21 protein-coding genes are annotated in these 24,914 nt (G+C 73.6%); 7 read left to right on the top strand and 14 right to left on the bottom strand.

Translation table 11 applies throughout. From position 1 onward, the window contains the following. Positions 1-380, top strand: a 380-nt coding sequence (locus ACFRQN_RS17020; protein ID WP_380741044.1) for an amidohydrolase family protein, incomplete at its 5' end; no start/stop codon positions are given. A gap of 91 nt (positions 381-471) precedes the next feature. Here ACFRQN_RS17020 and ACFRQN_RS17025 read toward each other — a convergent pair. From ACFRQN_RS17025 to ACFRQN_RS17040, 4 genes are read right to left on the bottom strand one after another with little or no spacing between them, the layout of a single operon-like run. Then, on the bottom strand, positions 472-1,320 hold the full coding sequence (locus ACFRQN_RS17025) for a ketose-bisphosphate aldolase (RefSeq protein WP_380741045.1): 849 nt from the start codon (positions 1,318-1,320) through the stop codon (positions 472-474). Further along, positions 1,311-2,252 (bottom strand): 1-phosphofructokinase family hexose kinase, encoded by a 942-nt coding sequence (locus tag ACFRQN_RS17030; protein ID WP_380741046.1) that lies wholly within the window; start codon positions 2,250-2,252, stop codon positions 1,311-1,313. Before ACFRQN_RS17030 ends, ACFRQN_RS17025 begins: the two co-directional genes overlap by 10 nt. Further along, the gene (locus tag ACFRQN_RS17035) at positions 2,249-3,163 is read right to left on the bottom strand and encodes an ROK family protein (protein ID WP_375874694.1); all 915 of its coding nucleotides are present in this window, start codon (positions 3,161-3,163) and stop codon (positions 2,249-2,251) included. The genes ACFRQN_RS17030 and ACFRQN_RS17035 overlap by 4 nt, the downstream gene beginning before the upstream one ends. Then, positions 3,160-4,032, bottom strand: coding sequence for an SIS domain-containing protein (locus ACFRQN_RS17040; RefSeq protein ID WP_380741047.1), 873 nt, complete (start codon positions 4,030-4,032; stop codon positions 3,160-3,162). Before ACFRQN_RS17040 ends, ACFRQN_RS17035 begins: the two co-directional genes overlap by 4 nt. A gap of 298 nt (positions 4,033-4,330) precedes the next feature. Here ACFRQN_RS17040 and ACFRQN_RS17045 point away from each other — a divergent pair, with 298 nt between their 5' ends. Genes ACFRQN_RS17045 through ACFRQN_RS17055 form a run of 3 tightly spaced genes read left to right on the top strand, consistent with a single transcriptional unit; the run spans position 4,331 to position 7,447 of the window. Then, complete coding sequence (locus tag ACFRQN_RS17045; RefSeq protein WP_380741048.1) at positions 4,331-5,590, top strand: extracellular solute-binding protein; 1,260 nt, start codon at positions 4,331-4,333, stop codon at positions 5,588-5,590. 31 nt (positions 5,591-5,621) lie between these two features. Next, positions 5,622-6,602, top strand: a complete 981-nt coding sequence (locus ACFRQN_RS17050; RefSeq protein ID WP_380741049.1) for a carbohydrate ABC transporter permease — start codon at positions 5,622-5,624, stop codon at positions 6,600-6,602. Next, positions 6,599-7,447, top strand: coding sequence for a carbohydrate ABC transporter permease (locus ACFRQN_RS17055; protein ID WP_117486236.1), 849 nt, complete (start codon positions 6,599-6,601; stop codon positions 7,445-7,447). Before ACFRQN_RS17050 ends, ACFRQN_RS17055 begins: the two co-directional genes overlap by 4 nt. 64 nt (positions 7,448-7,511) lie before the next feature. On the opposite strand, the gene ACFRQN_RS17060 is transcribed toward ACFRQN_RS17055, so the two are convergent. Genes ACFRQN_RS17060 through ACFRQN_RS17105 form a run of 10 tightly spaced genes read right to left on the bottom strand, consistent with a single transcriptional unit; the run spans position 7,512 to position 15,481 of the window. Continuing rightward, positions 7,512-8,690 carry a Glu/Leu/Phe/Val dehydrogenase dimerization domain-containing protein gene (locus ACFRQN_RS17060; protein WP_380741050.1) on the bottom strand — a complete coding sequence of 393 codons (1,179 nt, stop codon included), beginning with the start codon at positions 8,688-8,690 and terminating at the stop codon, positions 7,512-7,514. Next, on the bottom strand, positions 8,687-8,905 hold the full coding sequence (locus ACFRQN_RS17065) for an MbtH family NRPS accessory protein (RefSeq protein WP_049650321.1): 219 nt from the start codon (positions 8,903-8,905) through the stop codon (positions 8,687-8,689). Before ACFRQN_RS17065 ends, ACFRQN_RS17060 begins: the two co-directional genes overlap by 4 nt. Positions 8,906-8,909: 4 nt before the next feature. Continuing rightward, entirely contained in the window at positions 8,910-9,656 is a 747-nt protein-coding gene (locus ACFRQN_RS17070) for an indole-3-glycerol-phosphate synthase (RefSeq protein WP_380741051.1), read from the bottom strand. Then, the gene (locus ACFRQN_RS17075; RefSeq protein WP_380741052.1) at positions 9,653-10,345 is read right to left on the bottom strand and encodes an N-(5'-phosphoribosyl)anthranilate isomerase; all 693 of its coding nucleotides are present in this window, start codon (positions 10,343-10,345) and stop codon (positions 9,653-9,655) included. The genes ACFRQN_RS17070 and ACFRQN_RS17075 overlap by 4 nt, the downstream gene beginning before the upstream one ends. 6 nt (positions 10,346-10,351) lie before the next feature. Next, positions 10,352-11,491: an acyl-CoA dehydrogenase family protein gene (locus ACFRQN_RS17080; RefSeq protein WP_049650324.1), complete on the bottom strand. Its 1,140-nt coding sequence runs from the start codon at positions 11,489-11,491 to the stop codon at positions 10,352-10,354. A 13-nt stretch (positions 11,492-11,504) separates the two neighbouring features. After that, positions 11,505-11,879: an ectoine synthase gene (locus ACFRQN_RS17085; protein ID WP_049650325.1), complete on the bottom strand. Its 375-nt coding sequence runs from the start codon at positions 11,877-11,879 to the stop codon at positions 11,505-11,507. Then, a complete protein-coding gene (gene trpA, locus ACFRQN_RS17090) occupies positions 11,876-12,694 on the bottom strand; it encodes a tryptophan synthase subunit alpha (protein ID WP_380741053.1) in 819 nt (272 codons plus the stop codon). Before trpA ends, ACFRQN_RS17085 begins: the two co-directional genes overlap by 4 nt. Next, positions 12,691-13,713: an anthranilate phosphoribosyltransferase gene (locus ACFRQN_RS17095; protein WP_380741054.1), complete on the bottom strand. Its 1,023-nt coding sequence runs from the start codon at positions 13,711-13,713 to the stop codon at positions 12,691-12,693. Before ACFRQN_RS17095 ends, trpA begins: the two co-directional genes overlap by 4 nt. A gap of 2 nt (positions 13,714-13,715) precedes the next feature. After that, positions 13,716-13,979 (bottom strand): phosphopantetheine-binding protein, encoded by a 264-nt coding sequence (locus ACFRQN_RS17100; protein WP_074005830.1) that lies wholly within the window; start codon positions 13,977-13,979, stop codon positions 13,716-13,718. Beyond that, positions 13,976-15,481: an AMP-binding protein gene (locus ACFRQN_RS17105; RefSeq protein WP_380741055.1), complete on the bottom strand. Its 1,506-nt coding sequence runs from the start codon at positions 15,479-15,481 to the stop codon at positions 13,976-13,978. Before ACFRQN_RS17105 ends, ACFRQN_RS17100 begins: the two co-directional genes overlap by 4 nt. Positions 15,482-15,917: 436 nt before the next feature. On the opposite strand from ACFRQN_RS17105, the gene ACFRQN_RS17110 reads away from it, so the two are divergent. Genes ACFRQN_RS17110 through ACFRQN_RS17120 form a run of 3 tightly spaced genes read left to right on the top strand, consistent with a single transcriptional unit; the run spans position 15,918 to position 24,897 of the window. Beyond that, positions 15,918-17,621: a condensation domain-containing protein gene (locus ACFRQN_RS17110; protein WP_380741056.1), complete on the top strand. Its 1,704-nt coding sequence runs from the start codon at positions 15,918-15,920 to the stop codon at positions 17,619-17,621. Then, complete coding sequence (locus ACFRQN_RS17115; protein WP_380741057.1) at positions 17,618-21,718, top strand: amino acid adenylation domain-containing protein; 4,101 nt, start codon at positions 17,618-17,620, stop codon at positions 21,716-21,718. Before ACFRQN_RS17110 ends, ACFRQN_RS17115 begins: the two co-directional genes overlap by 4 nt. Beyond that, positions 21,715-24,897, top strand: coding sequence for an amino acid adenylation domain-containing protein (locus ACFRQN_RS17120; protein WP_380741058.1), 3,183 nt, complete (start codon positions 21,715-21,717; stop codon positions 24,895-24,897). The genes ACFRQN_RS17115 and ACFRQN_RS17120 overlap by 4 nt, the downstream gene beginning before the upstream one ends. Positions 24,898-24,914 lie beyond the last annotated feature (17 nt).

Raw genomic sequence — 24,914 nt, forward strand, 5'->3', positions numbered from 1 at the left:
TCGCCCTGATCACCGACGCGATGGGCGCGGCCGGCATGGGCGACGGCCTCTACCCGCTCGGCCCGCTCCAGGTCGAGGTCAAGGACGGCGTGGCCATGCTCCCGGACGGCAGCTCCATCGCCGGGTCCACGGCGACCCTCGACCGGGTGTTCCGAAGAGCCCTCACCGTCGGGAGGCTGACGCTCGGCCAGGCCGTCGAGTCGCTGTCCGCCACCCCGGCCCGGCTGCTCGGCCTGGGCGACTCGATCGGCTCGCTGGAGACCGGCAAGCTCGCCGACCTGGTCGTGGTCGACTCGGAGGGCTACGACCTGGTCGCGGTGATGCGCCGCGGCCGGTGGATCGTCGGCGGCGAGAGGTTCTCCACCGTCAAGCCCGCCTGAGCGACGCCGACGGCCGCCCTCCCCCACGCGGGGACGGGCGGCCGTGGTGTGTCGTGGTGGTCCCGGTCGGGCCGCGGGCGGTGGTGGTGGCTCAGGCCGCCGGTGCCGTCGCCTTGAGGACGCCGAGCAGCCGGGTGACCTCGGCGGCGACGGCCGCGCGGGCCGGCCCGAGGTAGCGGCGGGTGTCGACCAGCCGCGCGTCGTCGGCCAGGGCCCGGCGGACGGCGGTGCTGAACACCCGGTTGAGGTGGGTGGCGATGTTGACCTTCGTCATGCCGGCTTCGACGGCCGCGGTGAGGTCCCCGTCCGCCACACCCGAGGAGCCGTGCAGTACGAGCGGGACCGGCACCGCCCGGCGCAACCGTCCGATGAGCTCGAAGTCGAGCGCCGCGTCGCGGGTGGGCATCGCGTGCGAGGTGCCGACGGCCACCGCGAGCGCGTCCACGCCGGCCGCGGCGACGAACGCCGCGGCCTCGGCCGGATCGGTGCGCACACCCGGGGCGTGGACGCCGTCCTTGCCGCCGACCTCGCCGAGTTCGGCCTCCACCCAGACGCCCGCGGCGTGGCACCGCCGCACCACCTCGGCGGTGGCCCGCACGTTCTCCCCGTACGACAGCGCCGAAGCGTCGAACATCACCGAGGTGAAGCCCAACTCGACGGCTTGGCCGACGAGTTCCACGGAGGTGGCGTGGTCCAGGTGGACCGCGACCGGCACCCGCGCGGCCCGGGCGACGGCCAGCGTGGCGGCGCCGATCGGCCCGAGGGCGCCGTGGTAGCGCACGGCGTTCTCGCTGATCTGCAGGATCACCGGCGCACCGGCGGCCTCGGCCCCGGCGACGATCGCCTGGGCGTGCTCCAGCTGGATGACGTTGAAGGCGCCGACACCGCACGCGGCTTCGGCCGCGGCGGCGGCGATCGGGCCGGTTCCGCTCAGGGGCATGGGTCGGACTCCTCGGTGGCGAAGGGGTGGACGTCCACGCGGGACCGCAGGGCGTGGTGGAGGGCGGGGTCGAAGTCGCCGGCCAGCGGTGCGGCGACGGCGGCCGCGGACAGTGCCACGGCCTCGGCCAGCCGGTCGGGCCAGGGCTCACCGCGGACCAGGCCGAGGGTGAGCGCGGCGACCGCGGCGTCGCCCGCGCCGGTGGGGTTGCCGGCCAGCCGCTCGGGCGAGCGGGCGCGCCAACCGCCGTGCGGGGTGACGGCGACGAGGCCGTCGGCGCCGAGCGAGGCGACCACCGCACCGGCGCCCGCGGCCCGCAGCCTGCGGGCGGCGGCCACCGGATCGGTGAGGCCGGTGGCGGCGGTGAGTTCCTCCGCGTTCGGCTTGACCAGGGCCGGTCCGGCCGCCAACGCCGTGCTCAGCGCCGTCCCGTCGGCGTCGAGCACCGCCGGGACGCCGTGCGCGTGCGCGAGCCGGAGCAGGTGGGCGTAGGCGTCCTCGGGCACGCCGCGCGGCAGGCTGCCGGAGAGGACCGCCGCCGCGGCGTGCGGCAGCAGGGTGTCGAGGTGGTCGAGGAACCGCGCCCATTCCCCGACGCCCACCACCGGGCCGGGTTCGAGCAGGATCGTGGTGTCCCCGGCGTCCTCCTCGACCACGGCCACCGTCCGCCGTGACTCGCCCGCGATCGCCAGCATGCGGTCGGCCAGGCCGGCGGACGCCAGTTCGGCGCGGATCGCCCGGCCGGTGAGGCCGCCGGTCAGGCCGGTGACCACGGTCGGGTGGCCGAGGGCGTGCAGGATCCGGGCGACGTTGACGCCCTTGCCGCCCGCGCGCTGGGCCACCGCCCGGACGCGGTTGCTGCCGTGCGGGCGCATCCGGTCCAGGTGGTGGGTGATGTCCAGGGCGGCGTTCAGGGTGACGGTGAGGATCACGCCGCCGCTCCCTCGCCCAGAAGGTCCCGCGCGAGCAGTCCGGCACCGAAACAGCCCGCCTCGTGGCCGAGTTCGGCGGGCAGGAGCTCCGGCATCGTCTGGAAGGAGAGCCGCGCCGTCAGAGCCGTCCGCAGTGGCGCGAAGTACGGCTCGCCCGCCCGGGCGAGGCCGCCGCCGATCACGATCCGCTCGGGGTCGAGCAGCGTGATCGCGCTCGCCAGGCCGTCGGCGAGCGCGTCGACGGCCTCCCGCCAGACGGTGGCGGCCGTGCGGTCCCCGGTCGCGGCGCGCCTGCCGACCTGCTCGGCGGTGACGCCCGCCTCCCCGGTGGCGGCGGTGTAGCGACGGGCGACGGCGGCCGCCGAGGCGAGGGTCTCCACGCAACCGCGACGGCCGCAGGCGCACGGCTCGCCGCCGGGGCGCACCACCAGGTGGCCCAGCTCGCCGGCCCGGGTGTGGCTGCCGGTGAGCGGCCGCCCGTCGACCATCAGCGCGGCGGCGATCCCGGTGCCGACGGGTACGAAGAGGAAGTCGCGGCTGCCTCGGCCGGCGCCGGCCCTGGCCTCGGCGATGCCCCCGGCCCGCACGTCGTGCCCGAACGCGACCGGGATGCCCAGGTGTTCGGACAGCAGCTGCCGGACGGGCAGGTCCCGCCAGCCGAGGTTGGCGGCCAGCACCGCGGTGCCGGCCGCCTCGTCGACGATGCCGGGCACGGCGATCCCCGCGGCGGCCGGGCGGAAGCGCCCGGCGAGTTCGGCGGCGCGGTCGAGGACGGTCTGGAGGACGGCCTCCGGCCCGCGTTCGGCGCGGGTGAACCAGCGCTCGGTGTGGCGGAGGCGGCCGTCCGCGGCCACCGCCGCGCCCTTGATGTGGGTTCCGCCGACGTCGAGGGCGATCGCCGTCGCGGTCACGGCCGGGTGAGCACGATGGAGCGGGTGAGGTTGCGCGGCTGGTCGGGGTCCAGGCCGCGGCCCTTGGCCAGTTCGACCGCGAGCCGCTGGGCGCGGATCAGGTCGGCCATCGGGTCCAGCGCGCTCACCGACAGCACGGCGCCGGTCGGCTCGACCTGGTCGACCAGCCCGGTCGGCGGCTCGCCGAAGAACCACACCACGCTGCCGCGGCCGGTGACGCTGATCGGGCCGTGCCGGTACTCCATGGCCGGGTAGGACTCGGTCCACGACCCGGAGGCCTCGCGCAGCTTGAGGGCCGCCTCGTGGGCCAGGCCGACCGTCCAGCCGGTCCCGAGGAAGGTGAACTGGCCCGCCTCGGTGGCCCGTTCGGGCAGCGGGGCGGCCAGCGCCCGCTCGGCGTGGGCGGCCAGGTCGGCGGGGGCGAGCCCGAGGCGGCCGCGCAGCAGCGCCAGCGCGGTGGTGGCGAAGCGAGTCTGCACCACCGACTTCTCGTCGGCGAACTCCAGGTCGACCACGGTGCCGGCGGCCGTGCCGATCGGGGTGGCGAGGTCGCCGGTGAGCGCGACGGTCGGCGTCCCGCCGCAGCGCCGCAGCGCGGCGAGCACCTCGGTCGTGGTTCCCGAGCGGGTGATGGCGACGACGCGGTCGTAGGCCCGGGCCGCCGGGAACTCGGAGGCCGCGAAGGCGTCGGTCTCACCGAGGCCGGCACCCTCGCGGAGGCCCGCGTACGCCTGCGCGATGTAGAGCGAGGTGCCGCAGCCGATCACGGCCACCCGTTCGCCGTGCTCGGGCAGTCCTGCGGGCTCCAGTTCCAGTGCCCTGCGCCAGCACTCCGGTTGGCTGGCGATCTCCCGTTCGACGTGACTCATCTGGCTCTCCTCGCTGGGGGCACGGGCGGCGCGCTCGGGGACAGGTCCGCACCGAGCGCCGCTTTCTGCTGCAAGCATCTGCTTGAAACTGCTCTATTCATAGCCCAACGCGTCATCTGTGAGCAATACTGATCCACCGAGTGCCTTGCGGCACCCGGCCGGCGAGGCAAACTCAGTTCGGCGCATCTGCTCGATGTTGAGCAAACAGTGGTCATGCAGCGCAGCTTCGTGCAGGTCGCACCATCCCCCACCCGGGCCACCGCGGGGTCGGCCCCCACTCGCAAAGGCGGTACCAGAGATGAAGCGGCGCCTTTTCGCCCTGTCCGCGGCCACCCTGGCCGGAACGCTCGCACTGTCCGGATGCGGCAAGGGCTCGGCCTCCGGTTCGACCTCCGCCGACGGGGTGACGACGATCAGGTTCGTCGCCGCCGACTACGGCTCCAACGGCCAGAACCCGAGTCAGGCGTACTGGCAGGGCGTGATCTCGGCCTTCGAGCAGCAGAACCCCGAGATCAAGGTCGACCTCCAGGTCATCAACTGGAACGACATCGACACCCAGGTCAAGACGATGGTGCAGAACGGCAACCAGCCGGACGTCCTGCAGACCGGCGGCTACGCGGACTTCGCCAAGAACGGCCAGCTCTACCCGGCCCAGGAGGTCCTCTCCGGCAGCACCGCGGCGGACCTACTCCCCGCGATGGCGCAGGCCGGCGAGCAGGACGGCACCCGGTACGGCATCCCGTTCATCTCCAGCGCCCGGATGTTCCTGTTCAACAACGAGCTCTTCAGGAAGGCCGGCCTCGACCCGGCCGCCCCGCCCAGGACCTGGGCCGACCTCACCACCGCCGCCACCGCGCTGAAGAACGCCGGCGTGGAGATCCCGCTCGGCGTGCCGCTGGGCAAGGAGGAGGCGCAGGGCGAGTCGTTCATCTGGATGCTGGAGAACCACGGCGGCTACCAGGACGCCAAGGGCCGGTACAGCATCAACTCGCAGGCCAACGTCGACACCTTCGGGCAGCTCAAGAGCTGGGTGGACGCCGGCCTGACCGAGCAGAGCCCGGCCTCCGTCAACCGCACCGACCTGGCCAAGGACTTCGCCTCCGGCAAGGTCGGCATGCTCAACGGCATCCCCACCCAGCTGAACGACCTCAAGGGCATGGACGTCACCTGGACCGCGATGCCCAGCAAGGACGGCACCGGAAAGGCCACCCTCGGCGTCGCCGACTGGATGATGGCCTTCAGGAAGGGCGGCCACAAGGAACAGGTCAAGGCCTTCCTCGACTTCGCCTACGGCCGGGACAACGCGGTGAGGTTCGACAAGGAGTACAGCCTGCTGCCGGTCACCCGGTCCGCGCTCACCGCGCTCCAGGCCGACCCGGACGAGCAGGCCCTGGCACCGTTCCTGCAGATCCTGCCCACCGCCACGTTCTACCCCCTCAGCGACCCGACCTGGCCGGCGGTCTCCGCGCAGATCAAGACGCAGATCGGCAGCGCGGTCAGCGACCCGAAGAAGACCCTCGACGCGCTCCAGAAGGCCGCGCAGCAGGCCGGTGAGTGACCCGGACGAGCGAACAAGGAATCCCGACACCGTGTCATCCCCCAGCAGCACAGACGCCCGGCCCGGCGAACCCGCCCGGCCGGCCGCGCCGCCGAAGCGTCCGTCGGCCCCGGGCCCGGGCCCCGCACCCGGGCGCCGTGCCCTGTTCGAACGGCTCGGGCCACTGCCGTGGCTGGCCCCGGCCATCGTGCTCATCCTCGGCGTGGTCGTGTGGCCGGTCGTCGAGATGGTCGCCACCTCACTGCGGAAGATCGACACCACCGGCACCGACCACGGCCCGGCCGGCCTGGTCAAGTACCGCAAGCTCTTCGGAGACCCCCGCCTGGCCGGAGTGCTGACCTGGACCGTCGTCTGGACGGTCGTCGTCGTCGGCCTGACCATGCTGATCTCGCTCGCGCTGGCGCAGTTGTTCAACCGGAACTTCCCCGGCCGTCGCGTCACCCGCTGGGCGCTCGTCGCGCCCTGGGCCGCCTCCGTACTGATGACCGCGATCGGCTTCCGCTGGATGCTCGACCAGGTCGCCGGCGTGTTCAACCGGCTGCTGCTCGACCTCGGCCTGATCGACCGCTCCCAGGCCTGGCTCGGCGACGCCGCCCACGCGAAGCCCTGGCTGGTGCTCGTCGCCGTCTTCGTCTCACTGCCGTTCACCACCTACACCCTGCTGGCCGGCCTGCAGACCATCCCCGAGGAGGTCCACGAGGCCGCCAGGGTCGACGGCGCCACGCCCTGGCAGACCTACCGCAAGGTCACCCTGCCGCTGCTGCGCCCGGCCTTCCTGGTCGGTCTGGTGATCAACCTGATCAACGTCTTCAACTCCTTCCCGGTCATCTGGGGCATGACCCAGGGCGGCCCGAACGCCGACACCGCCACCACCACCGTGTTCATGTACATGTTGCGCGGTTACGACGTCGCCGAGTCCGCCGCGATGTCCGTGGTCAACTTCGTCGTCGTGGTCCTCATGGTGGCCGTCTTCCTCAAGGTCAGCCGCTGGAACGGGGAGGAGGGCCGGTGACCACCCCGCAGTCGCCGCCGGCGAAGCACCGCCCGCGTGCACGGACCGTCCTGCTCACCGCGCTGGCCTGGGCGCTCGCCGTGCTCTTCGTGCTCCCGTACGTCGAGATGCTGATCACCGGCGGACGCCCGGCCGGCCAACTGCGGGACAACTCCTACCTGCCGACGCACTTCGACTTCTCCGCCTTCACCAGGGTCTGGACGGACACCACGCTCGGCCAGAACCTGCGGACCACCCTGCTGGTGGCCGGAGGCTCGACGCTGCTGGTGCTGCTGGTCGCCCTGCCCGCCGCGTACTACACCGCCCGGGTGCGCTTCCGCGGCCGCAAGGCCTTCCTGCTGCTGGTGCTGGTCACCCAGATGTTCCAGCCCACCGCCCTTCAGGTCGGCCTCTACCGGGAGTTCTTCGCACTGGACCTGCTGGACACCCCGATCGTCCTGGTGCTCGCCAACGCCGCCTTCAACCTGGCCTTCGCGATCTGGATCCTGAGCGCCTACATCGGCTCCATCCCCAGGGAACTGGAGGAAGCCGCGATGATCGACGGCAACGGTCGCATGGGCGCGCTGTTCCGCGTCACCCTGCCGCTGGCGCTGCCCGGCGTGGTCACCGCCGTGATCTTCACGTTCATCTCGGCCTGGAACGAGTTCATCATGGGCCTGACCCTCACCAACTCGCCCGACCGGCAGCCGCTCACGGTCGGCATCAACAACATGATCGGCGCCTACAGCGTGCAGTGGAACTACGTGTTCGCCGCCTCGCTGGTGGCCATCGTGCCGGTCGTCGTGCTGTTCGCGGTGATCGAGCGCCACGTCGTCTCCGGGCTCACCGCAGGCTCGGTCAAGTAGCCGGCGCGCCGCGCCGCCCCGCCGCGAGGCCGCGTTCCGCGGGGCGGCGCGTCCGCCGGCCCGGTCACCGGTCGGCCGGGGCCTCCGATCGGGCGGCGCCGGGCGGGGTCGCGCGCGAGCCGAGGAGCTGGGCGACCGGGTCGGCGCTGCCCGAGGCGCTCAGCTCCTGCACCAGCTCGCAGTTCCTGGCGACCCGGCCGGCGACCCAGTCGCGCAGCCACCCGGACAGCTTGGGGAGCGGCAGGTCGGACGGGGCCAGCCCGGTGAGCACGCACCCGGTCGCCGCCGCCCCGCCGACGTTGACCACCACGTCCGGCAGGACGGTGTGGCCGGCCTCGCGCAGCAGCCGGCGGGCCGGTTCGGTGCAGCTCAGGTTTCCGCCCTCGACCACCAGGCGGGCCCGGACCGCCGGCACCGCCTCCTCGTCGACCGCGGCGGGGGAGGCCGCCAGCACCAGCACGTCGGCGTCGACGTGCAGCCAGGCCTGCCCGGGCCCGTGGACCGTGACCCGGGCGGGCAGCCGGCTCCGGTCGATCGTGCCGTCGCTGCTGGTGAGCGCGGTGAGTTCGGCGACGGGCAGTCCGCGCTGGTCCTCGACGGTGCCCAGGACGTCGGCCACCGCCACCACCAGGTGGCCGTGGGCGGCCAGGTGGTCGGCCACCGCGCGCCCGACGGTGCCGAAGCCCTGGATCGCGACGCGCTGCGGGGTCCGCGCACCGGAGGCGCGCAGGGCGCCGAGCACCGCGACGGCCACGCCGAACCCGGTGATGTCGGCCATGTGGTCCCACAGTTCGGCCCAGCCGACGGTGAGGCGGGTGGTGCCGGGGCGGCGGGTGACGTCGTACCCGGCGGCCTCGAAGGCCTGCCGCCGGTCGGCGTAGGTGGTGCCCTGGTCGCAGCCCAGGTACACCCCGCCGTGCAGCAGCGGGGCCGCGGCGCGGCCGAACTCCCGCATCACCGCCCGCCGTTCGACGACGGCGCCCGGATCGGGGGCGATGCCGGCCTTGGCGCCGCCGATGGGCAGGCCGACCAGCGCCAGCTTGTGGGTCATCGCCCGGGCGAGCCCGGCCAGCTCCTGCTCGGTCACCGTCGGGGTCATCCTGGTTCCGCCCATGGCCAGGCCGTCGACCATGGAGTCGACGACGACCCAGCCCCGGGCCCGGCACTCCGGGAGGTTCAGGGTGGTGGAGAGCACGGGCCCGGTCGCGGGGCGCGCACCGTGCGGCGCGAGCGTCCGGCTCACTGCGCACCACCCTCCTCCGGGACGGACCGCAGGCGCAGGCTGCGGGGGCGCATGTCGGTCCAGACGCGTTCGATGTGCGCGAGGCAGTCGTCCTTCGCGCCCCGTACGCCGTCCTCGTGCCAGCCCGCCGGGGTCTCGCGGTCGGCGGACCAGATCGAGTACTGCTCCTCGTCGTTGACGACGACCTTCCACTGCTCGGGTGCTTCGCTGGTCATGCCGTTACCTCCGGATGTCGATGGTTGGGGGTGGAGCCGGTTCGTGGCGAGGGTCGACGCGGGTGCCACGGTGGGCGTCGAGGCCGTCCAGCCAGCCAGGCAGGCTGGGGGCGCGCAGGAGGCCCGTCCCGATGAGCACACCGGCGAAGCCCTCCTGGAGCAGGCGGGCCGCGTCCTCGGGGGAGCGGACGGCCCCGGCGCTCACCGGGCACCGGGTGCCGCTGCCCAGCACCGCGGGCAGGAGCGCCGAGCTCCGCCCGAGGTCGCCGGCGCCGCGTTCGCGGTCGCCGATGTCCTTGTTGTTCACCGCGATCACGCACTCCTCGGCGCGTGGCACACGGCTGATCTCCTCCTCGGTGGTGACCTCGACGAACGGCGTCAGGCCCAGGCTCAGGCCGAGTTCGACCAGGTGGCCCAGGGTGGCGCGCGGCAGCAGCGCGGCGGTGAGCAGGACCGCGGCCGCGCCGCTCTCGCGGGCCTGGTGCAGTTGGCTCCGGCGGGTGATGAAGTCCTTCTGCAGTACGGGCAGGTCCGTCGCCGCCACGACCTCGCGCAGCAGTTCCGGGGTGCCGCCGAACCACCGCCCGGTCACCACGGACAGGCAGGGGGCGCCGACCTCCTGGTAGTCGGCGACCAGCCGGGCGGCCGACCTGTCGCCGAACAGGTCGGTTCCGGTGGCGTCCTGGCGCTTGAGCTCCATGATCACCGGTCGGCGGGCGTCCAGCAGCGCCTCGATGAACGCGGCCGTCATCCGGGCCTCCCGGCCGCCCCTGCGTCGTCCGGCACCCGCCAGCCGCGCCGTACGGCCGTGACCCGCTCGGTGCTCAGCCGTCCGTCGGGGTCCCTGGCCGCGGTGTCCACGTCGATGCCCAGGAACAGGGGGTGGTCCAGCACCGCCCGGTAGGCCTCCCGGTTGTCGGCCGAGAGACCTCCGGCCAGCAGGAAGGGGCGCGAGAGGCGGTCCGCGATCCCGAGGACGGCCGCGCAGTCGGCCGGTTGCCCGGTGCTGCCGATCCGGCCGTCCCCGGCCACCGCGTCCAGCAGGAAGAGGTCCGTTCCCGCCCGTTCGTACGCCGCGATCAGGGACCGCTCCGCGCGGGTGTCCGCACCGAGGTGCAGCACCTTGACCACGATGAGGTCCGTGCTGCCCTTCAGGGCGCGGACCAGTCCCGGCGGCTGGTAGCCGTGGAGTTGGACCCACGGCACCCGGGCCGCGGCCGTCGCCGCGCGCAGCGCCTCGGCGTCGTTGAGGAAGGTCACGAGGACCGGACGCAGTCGTGCCGTCAGGCGTACGGCGTCGGCGAGCACGGTCAGTTGATCGAGCGTCAGGTTCGCGTGACCTCGCGGGACGCCGTGCCACAGGCCGACGAGGTCGGCTCCGGCCCGGTCGAGCGAGGCCACGTCCTCGGCCGAGGCGGCTCCGCAGATCTTGAGCAGCATCGGGCGTCACAGCCCCAACATGGCGGCGACGCGGTTGCGCTGGATCTCCGACGTGCCCGAGTAGATCGGGCCGGCGACCGCGTCGCGCAGGTCCTTCTCCAGCCCGTACTCGGCCAGGTACCCGCTGCCGCCGAAGATCTGCACGGCGGCCAGGGCGGAGGAGAGGTTGCTCTCGCTGGCGAGGAGCTTGCTGACGGCGATGTCCCTCGTGACGTTCTCGCCCTGCGTCAGCCGGACGGCCGTGTCGTAGAGCCACTTCCGCGCGGTGTCCAGGCCGATGCTCATCTCCACGAGCTTGTGGGAGATCGACTGGTACGAGCCGATCGGACTGCCGAACTGGACGCGTTCCTTGGCGTACTCGACGCAGCGGTCGAGCCGGTGGCGCATCTGCCCGGTGCTGATGACGAAGGAGCAGAGGATCTCCCACTTCATCACGTGGTCCAGGACCAGGAACCCGGAGCCGACCCGGCCGATCACGGCGGACGCGGGGATCCGGCAGTCGTCGAAGTGCAGTTCGCTCAGCGGCGCGGTCCGCAGCCCCATGGTGGCGACGGGCGGCCCGATGACGAGGCCCGGGGTGTCCCGCTCCACGACGAAGGCGGTGATGCTGAGCGGGCCGCTGCTCGGGTGGGTGCGGGCGTACACCACGAACACGTCGGCCACCGGGCCGTTGGTGATGAAGGACTTGCCGCCCCGCAGGACGAAGTCGTCGCCCTCGCGGGTGGCCGTGGTCCTCATCGCCAGCGCGTCGGAGCCGCTCTCGGTCTCGCTGATCGCGTGCGCGCCGATCGTCTCTCCCGAGCAGATCCCCGGCAGGTGGCGCGCCTTGAGCTCCGGCGAGCCGAACCGTTGCAGCGGGACCCCGACGCCGACCAGGTGGGTGGCGACCGAGAAGTTCAGTCCGCCGTCACGGCACCCGGTGCCGAGCCGTTCGAGCACGTGCATGGTGGTGAGCAGGTCCTGGCCCAGCCCGCCCCACTGCTCGTCGAACGGCAGGCCGAGGATCCCGGACCTCTGGATCAGCTTCCACTTGTCCCACGGGAAGGCGCCTTCGGCGTCCCCTTCGAGATGGCCGGAGCTGAGCTCCTCGCACCACTGGGCGATCCCCTCGCCCAGGGCGAGCTGGTCGGCGTTCCACCTGATCATCTGTCCGTCCCTGTCAGTACTCGGAGAAGTCGGCCGAGTCCAGGTTGTGGCGCTCGTCGCCGCGCAACGCGGGCGAGAACACGCACACCAGGCGGAGGTCCTCCTCCGGGCTCGCGATCAGGAAGTGGGCGTCGTTGCGGTCGAGCGCGTACAGCGTGCCCGGCTCCAGCGGGTGGGAGGTGCCGTCGGTGTCCACGACCTCGCCCTTCCCCTCGATGCAGTAGCAGGCCTCCAGGTGGCGGCGGTACTCCAGCCGCGACTTGGTGCCGGCCCGGACGGTGGTGTCCGTCATCGTGTAGCCGAGGCCGTCGGACTCGAGCAGGAACCTGCGGCTGAGCCCGTTGCCCCAGTCCACGGTCTTCACGTCGGCAAGGTGTCGGACGATCATCGGTGTGCCTCCTGGCGGCTTGGTGAGTACGGCGAAACGGTCTGGATGAAGGTGTGGAACTCCTCGACCACGTCGGCCCCTTCGGCGAGGGCGTGCTCGATCCGGGCGACCCCGGCGCTGCCCACGACCGCGGCGTCGGCGCCGAGGCCGTGCAGCAGGTCGATGTCCGCCCGGGAGCGGACGCCGAACCCGACGGCGATCGGTGCGGTGGTCCTCGTCCGCAGCGCGGCCAGCGCGGCGGCCAGCTCCCGGTGGTCGGCGGTGAGCCCGCCGCCGCTGCGGCCGTAGTGGGCCACCAGGTACAGGTACGCGGTGGCGCAGTCGGCTGCCGCGGCCTGTACCTCGGGCGCCGACGCGGCGTAGCAGGTGGCGACCAGGGGCAGCCCGGCCGCCCGCACCGCGTCGAGGCAGTCGGCCCGCAGCCGTGGCGGCAGTCCGTGGACCAGCAGCCCGTGGACGCCCGCGTCGGCGACCCGCCGGACGAAGCCGGGCACGGTCGGGGCCCTGACCGTGTGGCTCCAGTCGGCCAGCAGGGCCACCCGCAGGTGGCGCAGCCCGGGCAGGACCCCGGCGAGGAAGTCGAGCACCTCGTCGAGTCTGACGCCGTCGGCCAGGGCCCGCTGTGCCGAGCGGCGGATGACGGGCCCGTCGGTGACCGAGTTCGGAAAGGGCACCGCCAGCTCCAGGCAGTCCACCCGGCAGTCGTCGAGCATCCGCATCACGTCGGCCAGGACGGGCAGCGGGGGGTCCCCGGCGTTGAGGAACACGGCCAGGCCGGGCCGGTCCGGTGGCCGGCGGGCGAAGAACCCGCTCACCGCGCACGCGCCGGTCGGGTGCGGAGGCGGTCGACGAGGTCGCGGGCGGCGCCGCCGCGCAGGGCGTCCTCGGCCGCCCGGATCGCCTCCGGCCACCCGTCGATCAGCCCGCTCGCGACGGCCAGCGCGGCGGCGTTCAGGCAGACGGTCCGGGTGGCGAGCGCCGTCCCCGCTCCGGAGAGCACGCCGAGGAAGTGCTCGACCACGTCCTCGCCTCCGGTGGCGGGCCGCAGTTCGGCGATCGCGTCGGTCGCGCTCGCGGGAGCCTCGGCCGGCAGGTGGATCGGGTCGGTGCCGTCATTGGGGAGGAGGAGGTTGTCGACGGAGCCGACGAGCTCGTCGATGCCCAGCTCGTTGGAGCAGAGCCAGATCCTCCGGTCGGTGACGGTGGCGGCGACCCGGCCCAGCGCCGGCAGCAGCGAACGGTCCGAGACGCCGACGAGCTGGGCGGAGACCGGCACCGCGGCCAGGAAGGGCCCGACGGAGTTGATGAACCCGCCGATCATCCGCAGGTCCATCGGCACGATGCTCCGGGCCAGCAGCGCCACCTCCCGCGGGTAGACGAAGGTCCCCGGGAAGGCGATGCCGAAGCGTTCCAGCCGCTCCTCGGTCCGCTCGTACGAGGTGGTCCGTCCGATGCCGAGGCGGTCGAGCAGGTCGTGGGAGCCGCAGGTGCCCGTGTAGGCGCGGGAGCCCGTCTTGACGACGTGGACGCCCAGGGCCGCGGCGAGGAAGGCCGCCGCGGTGGAGATGTTGAACGTGGCCGGCCCGCCTCCGGTGCCGACGATGTTGGCCGTGCCGTCCAGCCGCGCGGTGACGGCCGGCCGTCGCTCGTCCAGCGAGCGGAGCATGGCGACCAGCGTGTCCCGGTCGGGCATCCGGGTGGACAGCGAGGACAGCAGCGCCACCGTCTCGCCGGGCCGCAGGGCGCCGTCCCGCAGCTGGTCCCAGAAGGACCCCCACAGCTCCTGGTCGACGGCGCGGTCCCGGCGGATCAGCGCTCGCAGCACCTCGTGCATGACTAGAGGGCGTCCGTCCGCTGCGGCTGGGCCTGGTCGATGAACCTGCTGATCGAGCCGACGGAGCGGAAGCTGTCCGGGTCGAGGTCGAACTCCTCGACGCGCACGTCGAAGCGGTCCTCCAGCCAGGCGATCGTCTTGAGCAGGCCGAGGCTGTCGATGACCCCGCCGTCCACGAGGTCGTAGTCGGCGTCCAGCTCGTTCGGGCCGACGTCGGGCAGGAACTCCTCGATGATGAACTGGGTGACTACCGCGGCGTGGTTCACGTGGCCGTTCCTTCGGTGGGCTGGGAGGGGGAGCAGGCGCGCTCGACGGGCGCGCGGTCGATCTTTCCGGTGGACGTCCTGGGCAGCGGGTCGTCCACGATCCGCAGGGTCGAGGGGACGGCGGTGAGCGGGAGGCGCTGCGCGCAGTGCCGGCGCAGCGCCAGCGAGTTCAGCCGGCTGTCCGGGGCGCGGCGGACCACGGCGCGCAGCAGGCGGCCGGCCACCGGGTCGGGTACGGCCACTACGGCCGCCTCGACGACCTCGTGGTGGTCGAGCAGCACCTGTTCGACCTCGTGGGTGTTGACCCGGGTGCCGCGGACCTTGACCTGGTGGTCGTTGCGGCCTTCCAGGGTGACGCGGCCGTCCTCGTCGCGCCGGACGAGGTCGCCGCTGCGGAAGTAGCGCCGGGTCTCCCCGTCGTGGTGGTGGGTCGCGAACCTGTCGGCGTCCTGGGCCCGGTCCAGGTAGCCGTCGGTCTGGAAGGGCGTCGCGACGTGGAGTTCGCCGGTGCCCGGCCCGGTGACGATCGCGCCGTCGGCGCCGACAATCACCGCGTGGACTCCGGGCAGCGGGCGCCCGATCGGCACCGGGCCGTCCGGCGGCTCGGTGCCGTCGACCTCGTGCAGGAAGCTGTCGTTGGTCTCGGTGCAGCCGTAGACGTTGTGGAGCCGCGCGCCGGGGAACAGGCGCGGAAGTTCGGCCAGGCAGCGGGCGGGCAGGCTGTCGCCGGTGAAGACGACGTGCTCGACGGTGTCGAGCCGGCGGCCGCTCTGCGCGGTCGCGTCCACCAGCAGTTGGTAGAACATCGGTACCGCCTGCACGAGTTGGACCTCGTGGCGGGAGAGCAGGTCCAGCAGGTGGCCCGGCTGGGTGGCCCGGGCCGGATCGACCAGGACGACGCGGCCGCCGTGCTTGAGCGTGGCCCAGATGTCCAGCAGGCACAGGTCGAAGGTGAGCGGCGCGTAGTTGAGGACCGTCGTTCCCCGGCGGATGCCGAACCGCTCGCCAGCCCAGGTGGTGAAGCGGTCCACCGCGCCCGTGCTCAGCGGCACGATCTTCGGCTGCCCGGTGGAACCGGAGGTGGTGAACATGAAGGAGACGTCGGCGGGTTCCGTGGCGCGCGGCGGCTTCGGTTCGGCCGGCCGCTCCCGGGCGTCCGGACCGGGGTCCTCCGGCGAGAGGACGTGCCGGATGCCGGCCCGCTCGGCCGGCGCGGGGGAGGTTCCGCCCTCCGGTACGGGCGCCGGCAGCAGCAGGAAGCGCCGCCCTTCCAGCAGGCAGGCGAGCACCAGGGCGATCGTCGAGGGCGACTTGGCGGCCGGGATGCCGATCGGCTCGTCGCCGTCCGGGGCGAGCCGGGCGATCCGCAGGCGCTCCCGCTCCGCCGCCCGGTGGAGTTCGCGGTAGGTCGTCTCCTCCCCGTGCCACACCAGGGCCGGATCACCGGGGTGGTCGGTGGCGTGCGAGACGAATGAACCCACCAGGCTTGGCTGCTGCATCATGACTTCTCCGAGTTCATGCAACGGGGTGGGCTCTATGGACAACGGATGAGTTCATGCAACGGGTTCACCGATCTTTTTCGGAACAATGAAGGGCCGACACGAAAGGGGCCCGTCCGGCCGCCTTCCCGGCGAAAGAAGAATTATCACGTGGCGCTCGTCCACGGAAGTGGTGTGCTCGATCTGCACAATGACGGCACGTCAGGGAGGGTGTGGCAGCCGGGCGCGCGGATGCTAGCCGTCGAGCGTGTTCAATCTACATAAGGATTAGCGGGGTCTGGCGTAAAGATTGTCCTGATGCCTTCGACCCCCTTCTCTGTCTTGCGGAGTGAGACGGGAGCTGCCTAGTATCCGCCGTACTGTTCGCGAAGAAGCGAATCGGCGAGGGGATTTCCGGGGTGCTTTAGCGCGCCCGATCGCCGTGAAAGGTGGATCCGTCATGCCTGGCTCCGATCGGAGCGCGCACGCTCCGACCCAGTTGTCCTTCGCCCAGCAACGGCTGTGGTTCCTCGACCGGCTGCGGCCGGGCCTGTCGGACCACAACGTCCCGACCGCGGTCCGCCTGCGCGGCCGGCTGGACCAGGGGGCGCTCGTCCGGGCGCTGACCGACGTCGTGCGGCGCCACGAGGTGTTGCGCGGCAGGATCGCCGACTCCGAGGACGGCCCGTGCCACGTCACGGAGCCGGTCGGGACCTTCGTGCCGACGATCACCGACCTGGCGCACACCCCGGCGGAGCAGGCTTGGCAGCGGGCCCGGGAGCTGGTGGCCGCCGACCTGGCGGCCCCCTTCGACCTCGGCGCCGCCCCGATGCTGCGGGCCCGACTGATCCGCGTCGCCCCCGACGACCACCTGCTGGTCCTGGTGATCCATCACATCGCCTGCGACGGCTGGTCGCTGCCGGTGCTGTGGCAGGAGTTCTCCGCCGGGTACGGCGCCGCCGTCGACGGCCGGCCGATCGCCCTGCCGGACCTGCCCGTCCAGTACGCCGACTTCGCGCACTGGCAGCGGAACCACCTGGCCGGACCCGCGCTGCAAGGTCAACTCGACTACTGGCGCCAGCACTTGGCCGACCTGGTCCCGTCGGTGCTCCCGACGGACCGGGAGCGCCCCGCGGCGTGGTCCGGTCGGGGCGACCAGGTCGAGATCGAGATCCCGGCGGACCTCGCCGACCGGATCCGCGCACTGGGGCGCGCCCACGAGGTGACGCCGTTCATGACGCTGCTGGCCGCCTTCCAGGTCCTGCTCGCGCGCTGCACGGGACAGGCCGACGTGACGGTGGGCACCCCGATCTCCGGGCGGACCCGGATCGAGGTGGAGCCGCTGGTCGGCTTCTTCGTCAACACCCTCGTCCTGCGCACCGACCTGTCCGGCGACCCCGGCTTCACCGACGTGCTCGCCCGGGTGCGGCAGTGCGCGGTGGAGGCCTACGCCCACCAGGACGTCCCCTTCGAGCGGCTGGTGCAGGAGCTGCGGCCCGAGCGTGACCTCGGCCAGCACCCGCTGGTCACCGTCATGTTCCAGCTGGAGGATCCGCCCGCGCTCCCGTCCGGCCTTCCGGGACTGGAGGTGAGCAGCCATCAGATACCCAACGACGTGGCGAAGTTCGACATCGAGGTCTCCCTGACGGACCTCGGCGACCGCCTCACCGGCGTCATCCGCTACGCCGCCGACCTCTTCGAGCGCGACACGGTGAGGCAGCTCGCCGAGGGCTTCACAGCGCTGCTCGACCACCTCGTCGGCGCTCCCGAGCGGCCGATCTCCGCCTGGCAGACCCCGCCCGGCCTCCGCGTGGGCTCCTCTGCTCCCACCGTGCACCCCGTGGCCCCGCGGCCCGACGCCTCCCAGGCCGGCGCCGCCGAGACCGAGACCGAGCTCCTGGTGCTGGAGACCTGGGCCGAGGTGCTCGGAGTCACCCCGGACGGCGTGCACAGCGACTTCTTCGAGCTGGGCGGCCACTCGCTGCTCGCCTCGAAGGTCATGTCCCGGCTCGGCCGGGCGCTCGACCTCGAACTGCCGGTCGTCCTGCTCTTCTACCACCCGACCGTCGCCGAACTCGCCGACGGCATCGACGCGGCGCTGCTGGCGGACCTCGGCGAAGCCGAGGCGGAACCGCTCCCCGCCGGAAAGGCCCGCCACCCGTGAAGGCACAGCACAGTCGACCCGAGTCCGGCCAGCCGACCGCTCCCACACGGGCCGGCCTACGCGCCCTGCTCGACCAACGCGTCCGCGCGGCCCGGAGCAGGGCAGCCGAGGGCGAGCCGGAGGCCGCGGTCCCGCCCCGCCCGGAGGGCGCGCGGGTGCCGTCGTTCACCCAGGAACGCATGTGGCTGATCGAGCGGCTGTCCGACGGCCCCGCGCTGTACAACGTCCACGAGGTCTTCCGGCTGCGCGGCCCGCTGGACCTGGCCGCCCTCGGCCACAGCCTCACCGACCTGGTGCGGCGCCACGAAGTCCTGCGCACCGCCTTCCCCGAGGAGGACGGCCGCCCCGTCCCCTCGGTGGAGCCGGCCCGGCCGGTCGACCTGCCCGTCACGGACCTCCGGACCGAGCCCGCGGAACGCCGGACGGAACTCGCCCTCGACCTCGTCCACTCCGAGATCCTGCGCCCCTTCGACCTGGCCGCCGCCCCGCTGCTGCGCGCGTCGCTGCTGCGGGTCGGCGAGGACGAGCACCTCCTGGTGGTGGTCGTCCACCACATCGCGGTCGACGGCTGGTCGATGCCGCTGCTGTGGGACGACCTGTCGGCGATGTACCGGAGCCGGCTGGAAGGCCGCGAGCACGAGCTGCCGCCCTTGCGGATCCAGTACGCGGACTTCGCCCACTGGCAGCGGGCCCGGCTCTCCGGCGACCGCCTGCAGAGCCAACTGGACTACTGGAGTGCGCAGTTGTCCGGGCTGTCGCCGCTGGACCTGCCCACCGACCGTCCGCGCGGACCGGTCCGTACGGGCCGGGGCGAGCGGATCACCTTCACGGTGCCCGAGGAACTGGCCGAGCGCCTGCGGCTGCTGGGCCGGCGGCACGGCGCGACGATGTTCATGACGCTGCTGGCCGGGTTCCAGGCCCTGCTCGCCCGCTACAGCGGGCAGTCCGACGTGGCGGTCGGCACGCCGGTCGCGGGCCGCACCCGGCCGGAACTCGACCCGCTGGTGGGCTCGTTCATCAACACCGTGGTCCTGCGCACCGACCTCGCGGACGACCCGGGCTTCGCCGAACTGCTCGACCGGGTCCGCCGGACCGCCCTGGACGCCTACGCGCACCAGGACGTGCCGTTCGAGCGGCTGGTGCAGGAACTGCGGCCGGCTCGCGGCCTCGACCGCAACCCGCTGTTCCAGGTGATGGTCGCCGGCCTGTCCGACCCGACCGCCTCCCTCCGGCTGGCCGGGGCGGAGGTCGAACAGCTGGAGGTCGACAACGGCACGGCCAAGGTCGACCTCAGCCTGGTGATCGCCGACCGGCCGGGCGGCCCGGACGGCACGGCAGGCACGAGCGGGACGAGCAGCGTGGCAGGCACGACCGGCACCGTGGCCTTTGACACCGCCCTGTTCGACCGCGCGAGCGTGGAGCGCCTGGTCGGCCACTACCTCCGGCTGCTGGACGCCGCGGCCGACGACCCCGACCGTCCCGTCTCCCGCCTGGACCTGCTCACCGAGGCCGAGCGCGAGGCGCTGCTGGTGGCCGCCAACGCCACCGACGAACCCTTCCCCGCCGAGCTCTGCGTGCACGAGCTGGTCGAGGAGCGGGCCCGGCTGACCCCCGACGCGGTGGCGGTCCGCTGCGGAGGCGAGCGACTGACCTACCGGGAACTCGACGGCCGGGCCAATCAGTTGGCCCGGCACCTGCGAGCCCGGGGAGCCCGGCCGGAACGCCTGGTCGGCGTCTGCCTGCCGCGCTCGGCGGAGCTGGTCGTGGCCCTGCTGGCCGTCCTCAAGTCGGGCGCCGCCTACCTGCCGCTGGACCCGGACCTCCCGGCCCAGCGCATGTCGTTCATGCTCGCCGACGCCGACGTGCCGCTGCTGCTCACCCGGCGCTCCCTGGACGACCGGCTGCCGGAGCACGGCGCCGAGACGGTGTGGCTGGACGCCGAGGCCCCGCTCGTCGCGGCCCTGTCCGAAGACCGGCTGCCGCCGCTCGCGACGCCCGCCGACCTGGCGTACTCGATCTACACCTCCGGTTCGACCGGCCGCCCCAAGGCCGTGCTGGTCCCGCACGAGGGCGTGGTCAACTACCTGGTGGTCCGCGGTCGCCAGCTGGACCTCGACGGGTCCGACGTCGTCGCCTCGGTGGCCTCGATCTCCTTCGACGTCATCGTCCCCCAGGTGCTCATGCCGCTGGCCTGGGGCGCGAGCGTGGTGATCGCCCCGTCGGAGGTCGCGGTCGACGGCCCGCGCCTGACGGAGATGATGCGCGAGTTCGGCGTCACCACGCTCATGGCCACCCCGGCCACCTGGCTCCTGCTGCTGGACGGCGGCTGGCAGGGCGGCCGGTTCCAGGCGATCTGCGTGGGCGAACCGCTCCAGCCCGCCCTGGCCCGGCGGCTCCTCGACCGGGTCTCCACGCTCTGGAACGGCTACGGTCCCACCGAGGCGTCCGTCGGCTGCGTCACCCGGCGGGTGGACGCCGACCGGGACCTGGCCCGGCCGGGTGGGTCCGTGCCGATCGGCCGGCCGCTCGGCAACCTCCGGATCTACCTGCTGGACCCGGCCGGCGCCCCGGTGCCCGTCGGCGTCCCGGGGGAGATCCACATCGGCGGGGTCGGCGTCACCCGCGGGTACGCCAACCGGCCGGGGCTGACCGCCGAGCGCTTCGTGCCCGACCCGTTCGGCGTGGACGGCGGCCGACTGTACCGGACCGGCGATCTGGCGCGGTACCTGCCGGACGGCAGCCTGGTCTTCCTCGGCCGCACCGACGAGCAGGTGAAGATCCGCGGGTACCGCATCGAGCTGGGCGAGATCGAGGCCGCGCTGTGCGCGCAGCCCGGTGTCGCCAGGGCCGCGGTGACGGTGCGCGGCGGCGGGACGGACGCCGAACTGGCCGGCTACCTGGTGTGGCAGGACGGGCCCGCTGACCTGGCGGCCGTGCGGCGCTCCCTGCGCGAGACCCTGCCCGAGTTCATGGTGCCCACGACGCTGACCGCGCTCGACCGGATCCCCCTGACCACCAACGGCAAGGTGGACCGCGCGGCCCTGCCCGAGCCCGCCCGCCACGACCACGGGGCCGGTGCGCTCCCGCCACGGGACCTGCCGGAACTCCTGATGACCAGGATCTGGGAGCGCGTGCTGGGCACCCCGAGGGTCGGCGTCCGGGACGACTTCTTCGCGCTGGGCGGGCACTCCCTGAGGGCGGTCGAGCTGGTGGAGGCCGTCCGGCGGGAGTGGGGGGTGACCGTGCCGCTGAATACGGTGTTCCGCCACCCCACCGTCGAGGGGCTGTGCGCGGAACTGCCCAACGCGGCGCGGGCCCTGCGCCGGCTGGTCGTTCCGCTGGCCGAGGGGGACCGCCGCCGGGCGCCGCTGATCCTGGTGCACCCGCAGAGCGGCGACGTGTGCTCCTTCCTCCACCTGGCCGGACAGCTCGCCGAATCCCCAGTTGACGCCGCCCGGCCCGTCTACGGCCTGGAGGCCGTCGGCTACAACACCGACGAGCCGCCCCTGGCCACCGTCGAGGAGCAGGCGCAGCGCTACCTGCGCGAGCTGCGGTCCGTCCTGCCCGACGGCCCGTACCTGCTGGCCGGCTGGTCCTTCGGCGGGCTGGTCGCCTTCGAGCTGGCCCGCCTGCTGGAGGAGCAGGGGAACCCGCCGGGGTTCCTCGGGATCATCGACGTCGGAGCGCCCGCGTCCACCGATGAAGCCGCCGACAGGGAGGGCGGGGACCTCCACGAGCTCGACGAGGAGGCCGCCCTCGCCCTGCTGCTCCACGACGCGGACGGCCGCGAGCACCTTCCCTCGCACGTGCGCACCGAACAACTGCGGCGCATGGCACGGGTGTTCACCGCCAACGGCGCCGCCGCCCGGCGCTACCGGTCGACGGCACGGCTGCGGACACCGATCCACCTGTTCACCAGCGCCGAGACCCACCCCGAACTCGGCGGCCCGGTCGTGGTCCCCGCCCGGTGGCGGGACCGCACCCGGGGGGCGTTGAGCGTGGTCGAGGTCCCCGGCAACCACCACGACATGCTGTCGCCGCCGCACGTCGCCCCCTTCGCCGACGCGCTGTCGGCCGTCCTGGAGGAGCTCGGATGAGCGACCGACACGAGTTGCCGCTGTCGTCGGCGCAGTCCGGCATCTGGTTCGCCCACCACCTGCGCCCCGGCAGCCCCGCCTACAACACCGGCGAGTACGTGGACATCCCCGGGCCGATCGACCCGGAGCTGTTCGAGACGGCCGTACGGCGCGTGGTGGACGAGACCGAGTCCCTGCGCGTCCGCCTCACCGACGGCGCCGACGGCCCCCGGCAGGTTGTCACCGCGTCGCCCGACTGGACGATGGACCACGTTGACCTCACCTCGACGCCGGACCCGCTGGGGGAGGCCGAGCGTTGGATGCGCGCCGACCTGTCCACCCCGCTCGGGCTCACCCGGGACCCGCTGTTCCGCCAGGCCCTGTTCGCCGTCGCACCGGACCGCTTCCTCTGGTACCAGCGCGTCCACCACATCGTGGTCGACGGCTTCAGCATGTCGCTCATCGCGCGCCGCGTCGCCAAGACCTACACCGGACTGGTCGGGGGCCGGGCCGGGGCAGGGCCGGCCTTCGGGCCGCTGAGCGCCCTGCTGGCGCACGACGCCGCCTACCACGCCTCCGAACAGCCCGAGCGGGACCGGGAGTTCTGGGTGGCCCGGCTGGCCGGACGACCGGACCCGGTCAGCCTCGCCAGCCGCTCGGCGCCCGCCTCGGACGGCTTCCTGCGGCGGACCGGCAGTCTCGACGCGCCCACCCTGGCCGCGCTGCGGCGGGCCGCGCGACCCGCCGGGGCGAGCTGGCCCACCGCCTTCACCGCCGCGGTCGCCGCGTACCTCCACCGCCTCAGCGGCGAACGGGACATCGTGCTCAGCATGCCGGTGACCGGGCGCACCGGCTCCGCCGCGCCGGCCGTGCCCGGCATGGTGGCGAACGTGGTGCCGCTGCGGCTGCGCGTCCACCCCGAGCAGGGCCTGTCCGTGCTCGCGCGACAGGTGGCCGAGGAGGTCGCCGCCCAGCGCGGGCACCAGCGCCACCGCAGCGAGGACCTGCGCAGGGAACTGGACCCGGCCCGGTCGGAGCGGGTCCTGTTCGGGCCCGTCGTCAACATCATGTCCTTCTACTACCACCTGGACTTCGCGGGCGTCCGGGCCACCGTGCACAACCTGTCCAACGGGCCGGTCGAGGACCTCTCCTTCTCCGTCTACGACCGCTCCGACGGCACCGAGCCCCGGCTCGACCTCGACGCCAACCCCGCGCTCTACACCGAGGCCGAACTCACCGCCCACCAGCAGCGGTTCCGCCGCTTCCTGGACGCGGTGGCCGCCGACCCGGACCGGCCGATCGGCCGGCCCGACCTCCTCACCCCCGAGGAACGGCACCGGACCGTCGTGGCCGCCAACCGCACCACGCGGCCCCTGCCGCACCCGACGGTGCCGTCGGCCTTCGCGGCCGAGGTCGCGCGCACCCCCGACGCGCCCGCCGTGGTGTGCGGCGAAACCACCCTGTCCTACGCGGAGTTGAACGCCCGGGCCAACCGGCTGGCCCACCGGCTCATCGCCCTCGGCGTCCGCTGCGACAGCACGGTGGCCGTGCTCATGGAACGCTCCGTCGACGTGGTGGTGGCGGTCCTGGCGGTCGGCAAGGCCGGCGGCGCCTACGTACCCCTGGATACCCGGGCCCCGACGGCCCGCCTGCGCCGCGTCCTGGACGACACCGGGGCGGCGGTGCTGCTCACCCACGGGGCCACCCGGGACCACGCGCCGTCCCTCGGCACCCCCGGTGTCGTCGTCGACGCCGACCCCGGCCTCGCCGACCAGCCGGCCACCGACCCCGTCGTGCCGCTGCGCCCGGACCACCTGGTCTGCGTCCTGTACACCTCGGGCTCCACGGGCACGCCGAAGGGCGTGGCCCTGAGTCACCGCAATGTCATCAGCCTGACCGCGCAAGGCTGTTGGCGTGAGGAGGATGGCCCGCGCGTCCTCGCGCACTCCCCGCACGCCTTCGACGCCTCGACCTACGAGTGGTGGGTGCCGCTGCTCAACGGCGGCCGGGTGGTCGTGGCCCCGCCCGGGGAGCTGGCGCTCGCGGACCTCCACCGGCAGATCGTCGACCACCGGGTCGGCGCGCTCTGGCTGACGGCCGGGCTGTTCCGGGTGTTCGCCGAGGAGTCCCCGGGCACGCTGGCCGGGGTCGGCCAGGTGTGGACCGGCGGCGACATCGTGCCGGCCGACGCGGTGCGGCGCGTCCTGGACCGCTGCCCGGACTCCGTGGTGGTCGCCGGGTACGGCCCGACCGAGGCCACCACGTTCACCACCCGCCGGGTGCTCCGCCCCGGCCAGGCCGTGCCCGACGTCGTCCCCCTCGGCCGGCCGGTGGACAACCGGCGGGTGTACGTCCTGGACGAGGCGCTGTCCCCGGTGCCGCCGGGGGTGGCCGGCGTGCTGTACGTCGCCGGTGCGGGCGTGGCGCGCGGGTACCTGAACGACCCCCGCCGGACGGCCGCCCAGTTCGTGCCGTGCCCGTTCGGCGAACCGGGCGAGCGGATGTACCGCACGGGCGACGTGGTCCGCTGGAACGCCGAGGGGGAGCTGGAGTTCCTCGGCCGCGCGGACGAACAGGTCAAGCTCCACGGCTTCCGCATCGAACTCGGCGAGATCGAGGCGGTCCTGGCCGGGCACCCCGCCGTCGCCCAGGCGACCGTGGTCGCCGGCCCGGGCGCCTCCTCCGGCCGGCGTCTGATCGGCTACGTCGTCCCGGCCGGGGCCCCGGCGCTCGACCCGGCGCTCGACCCGGCGCTCGACCCGGCGCTCGACCCGGCCTCGGTGCGGGAGCACGCCGCCGCGGCCCTGCCGGACTACATGGTGCCCTCGGCGATCGTCGTGCTCGACGCCTTCCCCCTGACACCCAGGGGGAAGATCGACCGGGCCGCGCTGCCCGTCCCCGACCCCGAGCCGGCACCGTCCGGGCCCGGGCCGCGCACCCCGGCGGAGCGGACGATGTGCGCGCTGTTCGCCGAGGTGCTCGGCCGCCCCGAGGTCGGCGTCGACGACGGCTTCTTCGCGCTCGGCGGCAACTCCCTGCTCGCGACCCGGCTGGTCAACCGGGTGCGGGTGCGGTTCGGCCGGGACCTCACCCTCGGCGCCCTGTTCCAGGCACCCACCCCGGCGCGCCTGGTCGAAGCCCTGGAGGAGGCCCCGGACGCCGCGTCCGTACCGGTCCTCTCACCCCGTACCCGACCCTGAGCCCCTGAGGGCGATCA

It is taken from the genome of Kitasatospora sp. NPDC056800, assembly GCF_042789775.1.
Classification (GTDB): Bacteria; Actinomycetota; Actinomycetes; order Streptomycetales; family Streptomycetaceae; genus Kitasatospora.